Raw genomic sequence first — 13,326 nt, 5'->3', positions numbered from 1 at the left:
AAAATGCTCCGTTGCCGTAGTTTGTTGATCGAAATCCTTGTGGGCCTTATGCTGTGCCGGTTACGGAACGGCAAGAATTTCGTGGCAGTTTACAGGCAGTTCAGCGGGAAAGAGTGTACTGAGTGTTTTATTTTAAGCGGAATCAGACGCTTCTGGGCGGCGCTTTCACGACTTCCGAGCTTGTCTTCCATGCGGTGGCGCATGGAATACGATCCAAACACTCGAATGCTGTGATCGCGATCATTGTGAATATCTTACAAATTCTCGCACTTGTGACCGTGTTTTATCTGATCATGTCGATGCTGGGCACACGGGTCGCCAAGATCAGGGGAAACTTTATCCTGTTTCTGTTGTCAGGTGTCTTTCTATTCCTGACCCATATCAAAGCCGTCTCGTCCGTCGCTGGCGTGGCAACAGGAAACAACCCGATGATGCTGCACTCTCCGATGAACATGATGGTCGCACTGTTGGCGACTGCCTTCGGATCGCTTTATACGCAATTGGTCTCGATCCTTGTGATCCTCTTCGCCTACAGCGTTATGGTTGAGCCGCTGGAGATCCAAGAACCGGGTGGCGCGTTCTACATGTTGATATTGGCTTGGTTTACCGGATGCGCGGTGGGCGTCGTGTTTATGGCAATCTCGCCATGGTTTCCCACCACCACGGGAATTCTCAGTACAATCTATCGACGTCTGAACATGATTTTTTCTGGCAAAATGGTTGTAGGGAATGCGCTGGGCGGCTTCATGCTAAGTTTCTTTGCCTGGAACCCGTTGTTTCACATAATCGACCAGTGCCGAGGCTTTGTTTTTCGCAATTACTTTCCGCGAAACACCAGTTGGGAATATGCGATTTGGGTTGGACTGGCCTTGTTGATGATTGGGTTGCTCGGTATCTTTTTCACCCGTCAGCATGTGTCGGCCAGTTGGGGCGCGCGCCGCTAGTTTGCGACCCGTAAGGTCAGGTTGATCCGTCCGCCTTTGGGCAACAGCTTGGATGAACCGAAACGAATTCGGTCTACCCCGTGATATGTCAGGCGGGCCGGGCCGCCCATGACCACGACGTCGCCGGAGTTCAACCAGATCGACTCGGTCTTGCCGCCCCGTGTTTCGTTTCCGATGCGGAAAAGGGCATCGTCGCCCAGCGATATCGACAGAACTGGCCAGGAGAAATCGGCCTCGTCCTTGTCTTGATGCAGCCCCATGCGCGCACCTTCGCCGTAATAGTTGATCAGACAGCAATCCGGATCGCGTTGGGTGCTGGCAAGCTTGCGCCAGATGCTCAGTATCGTATCGGGAATGTCGGGCCACACCGTTCCTTTAGGGTGCTGCGCCTGATATCGGTAGCCCCCTTTGTCAGTGACCCAACCAAACGCTCCGGCTGAGGTCATGCGCACCGACATTTCCTTGCCCGAGGGCGTAACCGGCCGGAACAGCGGCGCCGATTTCAGAATCGGGCGCAACGCCTCAATCAGTTGCGTTTGTGCCGCAACGTCCAGATAGGCTTTTCTGATGTCAAATCCGCGCAAGAGCAGCCGCGCCATTGAAGATTCCCCAATCCTTGCCAAAACCTTGTCAAAAAGGCCGCAGATTCCCGAAAACCTGCCTTTTACACCGCTTGCAGGCCTCTGATCTCGCCCTTATATACGCCGGGACGCGCGATGGTGTAGTGCTGTTGCGCAAACCAGATCGGGACCGGATGCCATAACGGGTCCGGACCTCGAGACATCGCCTTGAAGAGAAAGGGATTGAACATATGGGAAAAGTAATCGGTATTGACCTCGGCACCACCAACTCGTGTGTGGCCATCATGGACGGCTCTCAGCCAAAGGTCATTGAAAACGCAGAAGGGGCGCGGACCACGCCCTCGATCGTCGCCTTCACCGAAGATGAGCGTCTGGTCGGTCAGCCTGCAAAACGTCAGGCGGTCACCAACCCCGACAACACGATCTTTGGCGTCAAGCGCCTGATCGGTCGTCGTGTGGATGATGCAGAAGTCCAGAAGGACAAGAAAATGGTGCCGTACGCCATCGTGGATGGCGGCAACGGTGACGCGTGGGTGGAAGCCCGCGGTGAAAAATACTCCCCAAGCCAGATTTCGGCCTTCACTCTGGGCAAGATGAAGGAAACCGCCGAGAGCTATCTGGGTGAAGAAGTCACGCAGGCGGTCATCACCGTTCCCGCGTATTTCAATGACGCCCAGCGTCAGGCCACCAAAGACGCAGGCAAAATCGCCGGTCTGGAAGTGCTGCGGATCATCAACGAACCGACAGCGGCTGCGCTGGCCTATGGCCTGGACAAAGAAGAAACCCAAACCATCGCGGTCTATGACCTTGGTGGCGGTACTTTCGACGTGACCATTCTGGAAATCGACGACGGCCTGTTCGAGGTCAAATCGACCAACGGTGACACCTTCCTGGGTGGTGAAGACTTTGACATGCGCATCGTCAACTACCTGGCGGATGAGTTCAAAAAGGAACACGGTGTCGATCTGTCCAGCGACAAGATGGCCCTGCAGCGTCTGAAAGAAGCCGCTGAAAAAGCCAAGATCGAACTGTCTTCGACCTCGCAGACTGAGATCAACCAGCCGTTCATCTCGATGGGCGCCAACGGTCAGCCGCTGCACATGGTCATGAAACTGACCCGTGCCAAGCTGGAATCGCTGGTCGGCGATCTGATCAAGAAGTCGATGAAACCCTGTCAGGCCGCATTGAAAGACGCGGGTCTGTCGGCAGGCGACATTGATGAGGTTGTTCTGGTCGGTGGTATGACCCGCATGCCGAAGGTGATCGAAGAGGTCACCAAATTCTTTGGCAAAGAACCGCACAAGGGTGTGAACCCGGACGAAGTTGTTGCCATGGGCGCCGCCATTCAGGCCGGTGTTCTGCAGGGTGACGTCAAAGACGTGGTTCTGCTGGACGTAACCCCGCTTTCGCTGGGTATCGAGACGCTTGGTGGCGTGTTCACTCGTCTTATCGACCGTAACACCACGATCCCGACGAAAAAATCTCAGGTCTTCTCGACCGCCGAAGACAACCAGAACGCTGTGACCATCCGCTGTTTCCAGGGTGAGCGCGAAATGGCTGCGGATAACAAGATCCTCGGTCAGTTCAACCTTGAAGATATCCCGCCCGCACCGCGCGGCATGCCTCAGATCGAGGTGACTTTTGACATCGACGCCAACGGCATTGTCTCGGTTTCGGCCAAGGACAAAGGCACCGGCAAAGAGCAGAAGATCACCATCCAGGCATCGGGTGGTCTGTCGGACGAAGATATCGACAAGATGGTCAAGGACGCCGAAGAGAACGCCGAGGCGGACAAGGAACGCCGCGAGCTGATCGAGGCAAAGAACCAGGCGGAAAGCCTCATCCACTCGACCGAGAAGTCGATGGAAGAGCATGCCGACAAGGTCGACCCGACCACCATCGAAGCCATCGAGCTGGCGATTGTCGCGCTGAAGGACGAGCTGGAAACCGAGAATGCCGACAAGATCAAGTCAGGCATTCAGAACGTGACCGAAGCCGCCATGAAGCTGGGCGAAGCCATCTACAAGGCGCAGTCTGAAGAGACCGAGGATGAGCCTGCGGCGGCGGATGCTGCTCCGGCTGGTGAAGACGATATCGTCGATGCCGAATTCGAAGATCTTGACGACGAAAAGCGTAAGTAACGGGAAACCGGGCCAATTCGGGCCGGTCCGGTCACCGGGCCGGCCCGATTACGTTGCGGCAGAAGGAAATACTGATGTCAAAACGCGACTACTATGATGTGCTCGGCGTGTCCAAGGGCGCATCAGCGGACGAGATCAAGAAAGGTTTTCGCACGAAAGCCAAGGAATTGCATCCCGACCGTAACAAGGACAACCCGGATTCCGAGGCTCAGTTCAAAGAAGCGAACGAAGCTTACGACGTCTTGCGCGATGCCGAAAAAAAGGCCGCGTATGACCGTTTTGGTCATGCCGCGTTTGAAAACGGTATGGGCGGCGGTGGCCGCCCCGGCGGCGGATTTGGCGGGCAGGGCGATTTCTCCAGCGCCTTCTCGGACGTGTTCGATGACCTGTTCGGCGATTTTATGGGTGGTCAGCGCGGTGCTACCGGGGGTGGTCGTCGGGCCGCGCGAGGGTCAGACCTGCGTTACAACCTGCGTGTAAGCCTGGAAGAAGCATTCTCTGGTCTGCAAAAGACGATCAACGTGCCTGCTGCCGTGGCCTGCTCGGCCTGTGACGGCTCGGGTGCGGAAGGCGGGGTTGAGCCCACAACCTGCCCGACCTGTTCGGGCATGGGAAAAGTGCGGGCGCAACAGGGCTTTTTCACAGTTGAACGGTCGTGTCCGACCTGTTCGGGTTTGGGTCAAATTATCAAGAACCCCTGTAAATCATGCGGCGGCGCCGGGCGCGTCGAAAAAGAACGCGCTCTGTCGGTCAACATTCCGGCTGGTGTCGAAACCGGCACACGCATCCGTCTTGCGGGCGAAGGTGAGGCCGGGATGCGCGGTGGTCCTCCGGGCGACCTGTATATTTTTGTCGAAGTTTCGGACCACAAGCTGTTCGAGCGCGACAGCGTAAACCTGTATTGCCGCGTTCCGGTCAGCATGGCCAAGGCAGCGCTGGGCGGTTCGATCGAAGTGCCCACTATCGACGGTGGCCGGGGTCGCGTGCAAATTCCGGCTGGCAGCCAGTCAGGACGTCAGATGCGCTTGCGCAGCAAAGGCATGCCCGCCCTTCGCGGCGGTGGCGTTGGCGATATGTTCATCGAACTGGCCGTCGAAACCCCGGTCAATCTGACCAGCCGTCAAAAAGAGCTGCTGCGTGAGTTCGACGATCTGGGCGAAGATAACCATCCGGAATCAAAAAGCTTTTTCTCGTCCGTCAAGTCATTTTGGGACGGTATGAAGGGCTGAACCTGAACACCTGAACATCAAACAAAAGCCGGTCCATTGAGGCCGGCTTTTGCATTTTATAAGTCCAGTTTGACCGTAATCTGCACCAAAATTGGCCCTTGATTCCCCCGCCATCCCCTGAGAGTGTCGCCCCAACCGTTGGGGTGCCCTGTTTGGGGGCTGAGAGGCGTGAATGCGCTAACCCATCGAACCTGATCCGGGCAATACCGGCGTAGGGAACGGTCTTATAGTGCTTAGACGTTTTCCATGCCCGTTGCCCATTTTGAACTGGAGCAACGACATGGCACCCATTGCCTTAACAATCGCAGGATCTGACAGCGGCGGAGGGGCTGGAATTCAGGCAGACCTCAAGGCCATGTCGGCGCTTGGCGTCTACGGTGCCAGTGTGATTACCGCAGTGACGGCGCAGAATACTCGCGCAGTTACGGCGGTGCATGGCATCCCTGTGGACGTCATTGCAGCCCAGATCGAGGCTGTTCTGACCGACCTGGATGTTGGCGCGATCAAGATTGGAATGCTGGCGACCCCTCAGATCATCCAATGTGTCGCAGACAGTATCGCCGAATTTGACGGGCCGGTAGTTTTGGATCCGGTCATGATTGCGAAATCCGGCGATGCGTTGTTGGCAGAAGAGGCGGTGCAAACCCTGCGCGACGTATTGTTGCCGCGCGCGACCGTGTTAACGCCAAACCTGCCCGAAGCAGCCTGCCTGCTGGGCTCTGAGTCTGCGGACAGCCTCGAACAGATGATCGCACAAGGGCAAGATCTGTGTGCACTTGGCGCTGGTGCGGTTCTGATGAAGGGCGGTCACGGCAAGGGTGACATCTGCCATGACATATTGATCTCACATTCGGGCGTGATTGCTCAGTTTCAAGCGCCGCGCCGACAGACCCGCAACACCCACGGAACCGGATGCACCCTGTCCTCATCCATAGCGGCCGGGTTGGCTAAGGGCCTTTCGCTAACCCAAGCCGTGGCGCAAGCACATGACTATCTGCAGGGCGCCATCGCTCAGGCCGATGCTTTAAACATCGGGCAAGGTCACGGACCTGTTCATCACTTCCATCAGGTTTGGCCCGCGTGACCGTCTGGTCGATCATAGGGGCAGGTGTGGCCGGGTTGGCCGTCGCGTCCGAACTTGTCGCGCGCGGGGCCAAGGTTCAGGTGTTTGATCCCGGCGGTGGACCAGGGCCGCATGGCTGCTCCTGGTGGGCGGGCGGAATGTTGGCACCGTGGTGCGAGTATGAAAACGCGGAGGAACCTGTCCTGCGTCTGGGGCAATTGGCAATCGACTGGTGGGCCAAGCGAACTCAGGTCCACAGGCGCGGCACACTGGTTGTTGCTAACCCACGGGACCTGCCGGATCTGCGTCGTTTCGCCCGCAGAACTGAGGGGTTTTCCGAAGTTGATACCGGCGAAATCGCCGAATTAGAGCCTTATCTTCACGGTTTCGGAAAGGGTCTCTACTTTGATGCCGAGGCCTATTTGAACCCGCGTCAAGCCTTGTTGGATCTGTCACACCAGCTTCAGGATCACGGTGTTGAATTCCATCATGCGCGCGCTCCGACGGGATTGGACAACGCCATTGATTGCCGAGGTCTGCACGCGCGCGAATATCTGCAGGACTTGCGCGGCGTGAAGGGTGAGATGCTGGTGATACGGTGCCCAGACGTGACACTGACCCGGCCTATACGCCTGCTTCATCCACGCGTGCCGCTGTATATCGTTCCACGCGGCGACGGCGTCTACATGCTGGGCGCGACAATGATCGAATCCGAGGATAGCAGCCGAATTACCGCACGCTCGATGCTTGAGTTGCTGAGCGCAGCCTACGCCCTGAACCCCGCCTTTGGCGAGGCTGAAGTGTTGGAAATCGGCGTCGATCTGCGTCCCGCTTTCCCCGACAACCTGCCGCGTATTCGGCGACTGGGACCGACAATCTACGCCAATGGCCTCTATCGCCACGGCTACTTGCTGGCCCCTGCACTGGCCAAGGGCGTGGCTGACCTAGCGTTGGACAACAAACATTCGGAGATGGTCGATGAAGATCGTACTTAACGGCGAGATGCGCGACGTGCAGGCCGAAACTCTTTCCGGCCTTTTGCAGGAATGCGGGTTTTCGGGCCGGGTGGCGACGGCTGTGAACGAGGGTTTTGTGCCTTCGAGCCTGCGCAAGGCCCGTAAAATCAAGGATGGCGATCGGATCGAAGTCGTCGCCCCGATGCAGGGGGGGTGAGCGATGAAGACCGTCTACGGCACATCACTGCCGAACCCGCTGATGCTGGGCACCGCGCAATATCCAAGCCCTGCAATCTTGGAACAGGCATTTCGGGACAGCGGGGCCGGGGTGGCCACCGTATCTTTGCGACGCGAAGCAGGCGCAGGACAAACCTTTTGGCAGATGATCCGCGATCTGAGCGTTCTTATCCTGCCCAACACAGCAGGTTGCCATACGGTGAAAGAGGCTGTGACCACCGCCCATATGGCACGTGAGGTGTTTGACACCAAATGGATCAAGCTGGAACTGATCGGGCATACCGACAGCCTGCAGCCCGACGTGTTCCAATTGGTCGAGGCCGCGCGCATTCTGAGCGAAGACGGGTTCGAGGTGTTTCCGTACACCACGGACGACCTGATCGTGGGTGAGCGCCTTTTGGCGGCGGGGTGTGAAGTTCTGATGCCTTGGGGGGCCCCGATTGGTTCGGGCCGCGGTCTGAACAACGAATACGCCCTGCGCGCAATGCGCGCTGAGTTTCCCGAAATACCACTGGTGATTGACGCTGGTATCGGCCTGCCCAGCCACGCCGCACATGCGATGGAGCTTGGGTATGATGCCGTTCTGCTGAACACCGCGGTGGCACGGGCCGGCGATCCCGCCGCAATGGCCAAGGCGATGAAGCTGGCCATCGAGGCCGGGCGATTGGCCTATCAGGCCGACCCGATCGAAGCGCGCGATATGGCCGAACCCTCGACCCCTGTTATTGGAAAGGCGTTTTTATCATGAACCTCGACCGGTTTTATCCAATCTTCGACCATTCCGACTGGCTGCGCCGGATGCTGCCCTTGGGCGTGAAACTGGTGCAGTTGCGGATCAAGGACCAAGCGGATGCGGTCGTGCGTGAACAGATCGTGGTTTCGCGGGATCTGTGCCGTGCGCATGGGGCTGTTCTGGTGGTGAATGACCATTGGCAGGTTGCCATCGACGCAGGCTGCGACTGGATTCATTTGGGACAAGAGGATCTGGATGACGCAGATCTGAAGGCGATCCGACGCGCAGGGCTGAAACTAGGTGTCTCGACCCATGACGATGACGAGCTTGAGCGTGTTCTGGCCATGACCCCCGATTATGTCGCGCTTGGTCCCGTCTACCCAACGATCCTGAAAAAGATGAAATGGGAACAACAAGGCCTGCCGCGTGTCACTGAATGGAAAGCGCGCGTGGGGGAAGTCCCTTTGGTCGGTATTGGCGGGATGAGTGTCGAGCGCGCGCCGGGGGTGTTGCAGGCCGGGGCGGACATTGTCTCAGTCGTGACAGACATCACCTTGAATGCAGACCCAGAAGCCCGCGTACGTGCGTGGATCGAGGTCACCACATGAGCCGCTACGCCCGTCAGATGATCCTGCCGGAGGTCGGCGCCCGTGGACAGGCCCGCCTATCCGGCGCGCGGGTTCTTGTGGTGGGGGCCGGGGGGCTGGCAGCGCCGGTTTTGCCTTTGCTGGCAGGTGCTGGGGTCGGACATTTGACCATCATAGACCCGGATGAAGTCGCCCTGTCGAACCTCCATCGCCAGACCTTGTTTGGCGAGGGGGACTGTGGCCGTCCCAAAACCGAAGTCGCGGCTGAGCGGTGTCAGGCCTTAAACTCTGAAATTACGATCTCCACAAAAAATCAGGCTCTAACTAGCTTAAATTCGCAACGCTTTGTCTCACAAGCCGACGTCATTCTCGATTGCGCAGACAGTTATGCTGCAAGCTATACGTTGTCGGATACGTGTCGCGCGCTGGGCAAACCGCTGATAAGCGCCTCGGTCCTGGGGTTGTCCGGCTATGTTGGCGGTTTCTGCGGCGGCGCTCCATCTTTGCGCGCGGTTTTTCCCGACGCGCCGGGCAGTGGTGCAAGCTGTGCCACCGCCGGTGTGTTGGGTCCCGTCGTCGGAATGATTGGCGCAATGAAGGCGCAAATGGCGCTGAGCGTTATTCTCGGGCTGGACCCTTCGCCCTTGGGGCAGATGGTACAGTTCGATGCCCAGACGATGCGAAGCAGCACGTTCCGCTTTGACGATGCGCCTGAGCCCAACCATCACTTCCCGTTTGTGTCGGCCTGCCAACTGACCACGGATGATCTGATCATCGAGTTGCGCAGCCCGGATGAGGTCCCTGAACCCATTCATCCTAACGCGCTCCGCGGGTCTTCTGAATTGGTAAAACGAGAGCCTAACAAAAGCAAAAGGCTGGCACTTTGTTGTTCCGCCGGCCTGCGTGCGTGGCGTGCTGCCGAAAAATTGCAACCGGATTGGCCGGGCGAGATCGTTCTCGTCGCGGCCTCAACCTCGTGAACGAAAAGGATACGCGAGATATGAAAAAGCTGATGACAGCAATTGCCCTGCTGGCCGCCGCGCCGGCCTGGGCCGAAGACAAGATGACCGTTCTGCTGGACTGGTTCGTTAACCCCGACCACGGGCCCATCATCGTGGCGCAAGAGAACGGATACTTTGCCGACGAGGGGCTGGAGATTGAGATTGTGCCACCCGCGGATCCATCGGCCCCTCCGCGTCTGGTTGCCGCCGGGCAAGCTGATCTGGCGGTGTCCTACCAGCCGCAACTTCACCTGCAAATCCATGAAGGCCTGCCGCTGAAGCGCGTCGGCACCTTGGTCGCGACGCCCTTGAACTGCCTGCTGGTGCTACAGGACGGTCCGATCAAAACGCTCGCCGACCTCAAGGGCAAAAAAATCGGCTTCTCGGTCGCGGGTGTGGAAGAGGCGGTGCTGGGCGCCATGCTGAACGCCCATGATGTCGCGCTGGACGATATTGAGATGGTCAACGTCAACTTCTCGCTGTCGCCCTCGCTGATGACGGGGCAGGTGGATGCGGTGATCGGGGCCTTCCGGAACTTTGAACTGAACCAGATGGATATCGAAGGCGTCGCGGGCCGCTGTTTCTACATCGAGGAAGAAGGCGTGCCGTCTTATGATGAGTTGATCTATGTCGCCAACCCCGACACGATGGATGCAGACAAGGTCGCCCGCTTCCTGGCTGCGACCGAAAAAGCGACCCAGTTCATCGTCAACAACCCGGAAAAAAGCTGGGAAATCTTCGCCGCCACCTCACCCGAACTGCAGGATGAACTGAACGCGCGCGCTTGGGTGGATACACTGCCCCGTTTCGCGCTGCGCCCGGCGGGTTTTGATGCAGGTCGCTATGCCCGTTTCGAGGCCTTCCTCAAAGACAGCGGTATGATCGATAGCATCAATCCGGTCAGCGACATCTCAGTAGATGTGACCGTGCAATGAGCGACTATGGCAAAGCATTCGCGCTGATGCGTGAGGCGGCGCAGGGGCCGTGGCAGGATTACACCTGCCACGCTTTTGTCGAAGGGATGAAGGACGGCTCGCTGCCGCGTGCGGCGTTTCTGCATTATTTGCGGCAAGATTATGTGTTCCTGATTCATTTCTCGCGCGCCTGGGCGCTGGCAGTCGTGAAATCGGAAACACATGCGGAAATGTTGGCAGCCTCGCGCACCGTGAATGGGCTGATCAGCGAAGAGATGAAGCTGCATATCGGGATCTGCGAGGCCGAAGGCATCCCCCAGGACCAGCTGTTTGCCACGCCGGAACGTGCCGAGAACCTCGCCTATACGCGGTTCGTGCTTGAGGCGGGGTACAGCGGCGATTTGCTGAACCTGCTGGCGGCGCTAGCGCCTTGTGTGATGGGGTACGGTGAGATTGGCACAAGACTGGCGACCGAGGCGACGTCTGACACCTATCGCGATTGGATCGCCACCTATGCCAGCGATGACTACCAAGATGCCTGCGTGGCGGTTGGGGAATTGTTAGATATGGCTCTAACGAGGCGTATTGGTGAGAATTTCGAAGCATCCCCGCGTTGGACTCGTCTGTGCCACACCTTCCGTACCGCGACCGAGTTAGAGGTTAATTTCTGGCAAATGGGCCTGACCCCATGACCCCGGCCCCCGATCTGACCGTCCGTGGTTCGGCTGCGATTGGCGACGCGTTATTGTTCGCGCCGTTGACCCTGACGCTTGCAGCAGGGCGGTGGACGTGTCTGCTGGGTGGATCGGGGGTCGGCAAAACCACCATTCTGCGCCTGATTGCTGGCTTGGACACTGGCGCAGAGTTCACCGGTCAGATTACCGCCAGTGACGGGCAATCTGTGCGGGAGCGGGTAGCCTACATGGCGCAGGACGATCTGTTGTTGCCTTGGGCGACTGTGGCGCAGAACGTCCTGCTGGGCGCGCGGTTGCGCGGAGAAAAGCCAGATTTGCGCCGCCGTGATCAGCTGATCGAACGGATGCGCCTGCAGGATCATATGGCCAAGAAGCCTGGCGAACTCTCTGGTGGGCAACGTCAACGCGTGGCCTTGGCTCGCACGTTGATGGAGGATCGGCCCATCGTTTTGTTGGATGAGCCGTTTTCGGCCATCGACGCCCGCACCCGCGCCGATATGCAGGATCTTGCGGCCGAAGCGTTACAGGGCCGAACCGTTCTGCTGGTCACCCATGATCCGGGCGAGGCTGCACGGTTGGGTCAATCCATCGTGGTCATGACGCAGAATGGTATAACGTCCTGCCAACCCCCGCATGCACCGGCCCCACGCAGCGTCGATGATCTGGAGACGCTTGAGGCGCAGGGCGCATTGCTGCGTCTGCTACGTGACGAAGCGGCATGAAGCTTTTATCAGCCCTTGCGGCGACAGTATTTGCATTGGCGATCTGGCAGGGGATCGTTTCCTTGACCGGCCTGCCGAAATTCATTCTTCCCGGCCCGGCTTTGGTGGCCGAGACCTGGTGGCAGAACGGCTGGGTTATCGCGGAACACACATGGGTTACGGCGGTCGAGGTCGTTATCGGCTTGGCTTGTGGAACGGTTCTTGGCGTTTTGACAGCATTGCAATTGGCCAATTCCCGCGCCGCGCGGGTGCTGGTGCAGCCGATGCTGGTGTTCACGCAGGCGTTGCCGGTCTTCGCGCTGGCGCCGTTGCTGACGCTTTGGCTGGGCTATGGACTGTGGTCCAAGGTCGCGATGGCAGTGCTGATCATCTATTTCCCGATCACCTCTTCCTTTTTCGACGGGTTGATGCGCACGCCGCCCGGATATCTTGATCTGGCGCGGACCATGCAGGCCAGCCGGCGCGCCGTGTTGTGGCACATTCGTATCCCCGCAGCTTTGCCCTCATTGGCTTCGGGCATGCGGCTGGCGGCCGTCTATGCCCCGATCGGAGCGGTGATCGGCGAATGGGTCGGGTCGTCGCAAGGATTGGGGTACCTAATGCTGCTAGCCAATGGGCGGGCCAAAACCGATTTGATGTTTGCGGCGATGCTGACTCTGGGGGTGTTTTCGATCCTGTTGCACATGGTTGTCCGACGGGCAACTGCAGGCATTGCGGGTGAGATGCGTTAACCATTCAGAAACCGATTCTGCGGCACGGTGGTCCCATGACTCAGGACGCCTTTGCCGAAGCCCCGATGCTGTTTGAAACCGACGAAGCCCCGGTGCAACCGCTGCCGTCTGGTCGCTTGCCGTCGTATATCAAAGATCACCGCAAACGATTGCGCGAACGGTTCATGTCTGGTGGGTCGGCGGCAATGCCGGATTACGAATTGTTGGAACTTGCCCTGTTCCGCTCAATCCCCCGGCAGGATGTCAAACCCCTGGCCTGTGCGCTGATGGATACGTTTGGCGACTTTAACCGCGTGCTGACCGCACCCGAAGAACGGCTGCGGCAAATCAAAGGCGTAGGCGATACGGTGATCACCGACCTGAAAATCCTTGAAGCGTGTGCCCATCGGATGACCCGCGCGCGGGTCATGCAACGGCACGTCGTATCAGGCTGGGACGCGCTGCTGGATTATTGCCATACGACGATGGCGCATCGGGAGACTGAGCAGTTTCGCGTGTTCTACCTTGACCGCAAGAACGTACTTATCGCGGATGAAGAACAGGCCAAAGGCACTGTCGACCACGTTCCCGTCTATCCGCGTGAGGTAGCCAAACGCGCGCTGGAGCTGAATGCCTCGGCGCTAATCTTGGTACACAATCACCCATCGGGCGATCCGACACCTTCGCAATCGGATATCGATATGACCAACCGAATTCAGGATGCCTGCGTCGCGCTGGGCCTGACGCTGCATGACCATCTGATTATTGGCAAATCGAATGAGTTGAGCTTTCGGTCCGAGGGCTATTTGTAAG

Annotated in this window: 15 protein-coding genes and 1 riboswitch; of the genes, 14 read left to right on the top strand and 1 reads right to left on the bottom strand. The window is 58.3% G+C overall.

Annotation, left to right across the window (positions count from 1 at the left end):
- The first annotated feature begins 122 nt into the window (after positions 1-122).
- Entirely contained in the window at positions 123-944 is an 822-nt protein-coding gene (locus AC2FLA_RS06455) for an ABC transporter permease (RefSeq protein WP_496721324.1), read from the top strand.
- Here AC2FLA_RS06455 and AC2FLA_RS06450 read toward each other — a convergent pair.
- Positions 941-1,543, bottom strand: a complete 603-nt coding sequence (locus AC2FLA_RS06450) for an alpha-ketoglutarate-dependent dioxygenase AlkB family protein (protein ID WP_496721323.1) — start codon at positions 1,541-1,543, stop codon at positions 941-943. The genes AC2FLA_RS06455 and AC2FLA_RS06450 overlap by 4 nt on opposite strands.
- A gap of 212 nt (positions 1,544-1,755) precedes the next feature.
- Here AC2FLA_RS06450 and dnaK point away from each other — a divergent pair, with 212 nt between their 5' ends.
- The 13 genes from dnaK to radC all read left to right on the top strand — a co-directional run bounded on the left by dnaK (position 1,756) and on the right by radC (position 13,325).
- Positions 1,756-3,666: a molecular chaperone DnaK gene (gene dnaK / locus AC2FLA_RS06445; protein ID WP_058275103.1), complete on the top strand. Its 1,911-nt coding sequence runs from the start codon at positions 1,756-1,758 to the stop codon at positions 3,664-3,666.
- Positions 3,667-3,740: 74 nt separating this feature from the next.
- Positions 3,741-4,895, top strand: a complete 1,155-nt coding sequence (gene dnaJ / locus AC2FLA_RS06440) for a molecular chaperone DnaJ (RefSeq protein WP_282119766.1) — start codon at positions 3,741-3,743, stop codon at positions 4,893-4,895.
- 129 nt (positions 4,896-5,024) lie between these two features.
- A riboswitch (TPP riboswitch) is annotated at positions 5,025-5,130 on the top strand.
- Between the two features lie 45 nt (positions 5,131-5,175).
- On the top strand, positions 5,176-5,979 hold the full coding sequence (gene thiD / locus AC2FLA_RS06435; RefSeq protein ID WP_472722529.1) for a bifunctional hydroxymethylpyrimidine kinase/phosphomethylpyrimidine kinase: 804 nt from the start codon (positions 5,176-5,178) through the stop codon (positions 5,977-5,979).
- Positions 5,976-6,953, top strand: a complete 978-nt coding sequence (locus AC2FLA_RS06430; RefSeq protein ID WP_496721322.1) for an FAD-dependent oxidoreductase — start codon at positions 5,976-5,978, stop codon at positions 6,951-6,953. The genes thiD and AC2FLA_RS06430 overlap by 4 nt, the downstream gene beginning before the upstream one ends.
- Positions 6,937-7,131 (top strand): sulfur carrier protein ThiS, encoded by a 195-nt coding sequence (thiS, locus tag AC2FLA_RS06425; protein WP_496721321.1) that lies wholly within the window; start codon positions 6,937-6,939, stop codon positions 7,129-7,131. Before AC2FLA_RS06430 ends, thiS begins: the two co-directional genes overlap by 17 nt.
- Positions 7,132-7,134: 3 nt before the next feature.
- Positions 7,135-7,899: a thiazole synthase gene (locus tag AC2FLA_RS06420; RefSeq protein ID WP_496721320.1), complete on the top strand. Its 765-nt coding sequence runs from the start codon at positions 7,135-7,137 to the stop codon at positions 7,897-7,899.
- Positions 7,896-8,492 carry a thiamine phosphate synthase gene (locus AC2FLA_RS06415; RefSeq protein ID WP_496721319.1) on the top strand — a complete coding sequence of 199 codons (597 nt, stop codon included), beginning with the start codon at positions 7,896-7,898 and terminating at the stop codon, positions 8,490-8,492. The genes AC2FLA_RS06420 and AC2FLA_RS06415 overlap by 4 nt, the downstream gene beginning before the upstream one ends.
- Positions 8,489-9,451: a HesA/MoeB/ThiF family protein gene (locus AC2FLA_RS06410; protein WP_496721318.1), complete on the top strand. Its 963-nt coding sequence runs from the start codon at positions 8,489-8,491 to the stop codon at positions 9,449-9,451. The genes AC2FLA_RS06415 and AC2FLA_RS06410 overlap by 4 nt, the downstream gene beginning before the upstream one ends.
- A gap of 20 nt (positions 9,452-9,471) precedes the next feature.
- Positions 9,472-10,407 carry an ABC transporter substrate-binding protein gene (locus AC2FLA_RS06405; protein WP_282153603.1) on the top strand — a complete coding sequence of 312 codons (936 nt, stop codon included), beginning with the start codon at positions 9,472-9,474 and terminating at the stop codon, positions 10,405-10,407.
- Positions 10,404-11,078 carry a thiaminase II gene (gene tenA / locus AC2FLA_RS06400; protein WP_496721317.1) on the top strand — a complete coding sequence of 225 codons (675 nt, stop codon included), beginning with the start codon at positions 10,404-10,406 and terminating at the stop codon, positions 11,076-11,078. The genes AC2FLA_RS06405 and tenA overlap by 4 nt, the downstream gene beginning before the upstream one ends.
- Positions 11,075-11,803 carry an ABC transporter ATP-binding protein gene (locus tag AC2FLA_RS06395; protein ID WP_496721316.1) on the top strand — a complete coding sequence of 243 codons (729 nt, stop codon included), beginning with the start codon at positions 11,075-11,077 and terminating at the stop codon, positions 11,801-11,803. The genes tenA and AC2FLA_RS06395 overlap by 4 nt, the downstream gene beginning before the upstream one ends.
- The gene (locus AC2FLA_RS06390; protein ID WP_496721315.1) at positions 11,800-12,534 is read left to right on the top strand and encodes an ABC transporter permease; all 735 of its coding nucleotides are present in this window, start codon (positions 11,800-11,802) and stop codon (positions 12,532-12,534) included. Before AC2FLA_RS06395 ends, AC2FLA_RS06390 begins: the two co-directional genes overlap by 4 nt.
- A 35-nt stretch (positions 12,535-12,569) precedes the next feature.
- Positions 12,570-13,325 (top strand): RadC family protein, encoded by a 756-nt coding sequence (gene radC, locus AC2FLA_RS06385; protein WP_282170623.1) that lies wholly within the window; start codon positions 12,570-12,572, stop codon positions 13,323-13,325.
- Position 13,326: the final 1 nt, after the last annotated feature.

It is taken from the genome of Ruegeria sp. CDSA033, from assembly GCF_059612305.1.
This window is presented reverse-complemented; position numbering and strand designations above follow the sequence as displayed.

Coding starts and splice junctions, on each gene's coding strand:
- AC2FLA_RS06415 (WP_496721319.1), top strand. CDS start 7,896: ATGAACCTCGACCGGTTTTATCCAATCTTCGACCATTCCGACTGGCTG.
- radC (WP_282170623.1), top strand. CDS start 12,570: ATGACTCAGGACGCCTTTGCCGAAGCCCCGATGCTGTTTGAAACCGAC.
- AC2FLA_RS06410 (WP_496721318.1), top strand. CDS start 8,489: ATGAGCCGCTACGCCCGTCAGATGATCCTGCCGGAGGTCGGCGCCCGT.
- thiS (WP_496721321.1), top strand. CDS start 6,937: ATGAAGATCGTACTTAACGGCGAGATGCGCGACGTGCAGGCCGAAACT.
- dnaK (WP_058275103.1), top strand. CDS start 1,756: ATGGGAAAAGTAATCGGTATTGACCTCGGCACCACCAACTCGTGTGTG.
- thiD (WP_472722529.1), top strand. CDS start 5,176: ATGGCACCCATTGCCTTAACAATCGCAGGATCTGACAGCGGCGGAGGG.
- AC2FLA_RS06395 (WP_496721316.1), top strand. CDS start 11,075: ATGACCCCGGCCCCCGATCTGACCGTCCGTGGTTCGGCTGCGATTGGC.
- dnaJ (WP_282119766.1), top strand. CDS start 3,741: ATGTCAAAACGCGACTACTATGATGTGCTCGGCGTGTCCAAGGGCGCA.
- AC2FLA_RS06420 (WP_496721320.1), top strand. CDS start 7,135: ATGAAGACCGTCTACGGCACATCACTGCCGAACCCGCTGATGCTGGGC.
- AC2FLA_RS06390 (WP_496721315.1), top strand. CDS start 11,800: ATGAAGCTTTTATCAGCCCTTGCGGCGACAGTATTTGCATTGGCGATC.
- AC2FLA_RS06450 (WP_496721323.1), bottom strand. CDS start 1,543: ATGGCGCGGCTGCTCTTGCGCGGATTTGACATCAGAAAAGCCTATCTG.
- tenA (WP_496721317.1), top strand. CDS start 10,404: ATGAGCGACTATGGCAAAGCATTCGCGCTGATGCGTGAGGCGGCGCAG.
- AC2FLA_RS06405 (WP_282153603.1), top strand. CDS start 9,472: ATGAAAAAGCTGATGACAGCAATTGCCCTGCTGGCCGCCGCGCCGGCC.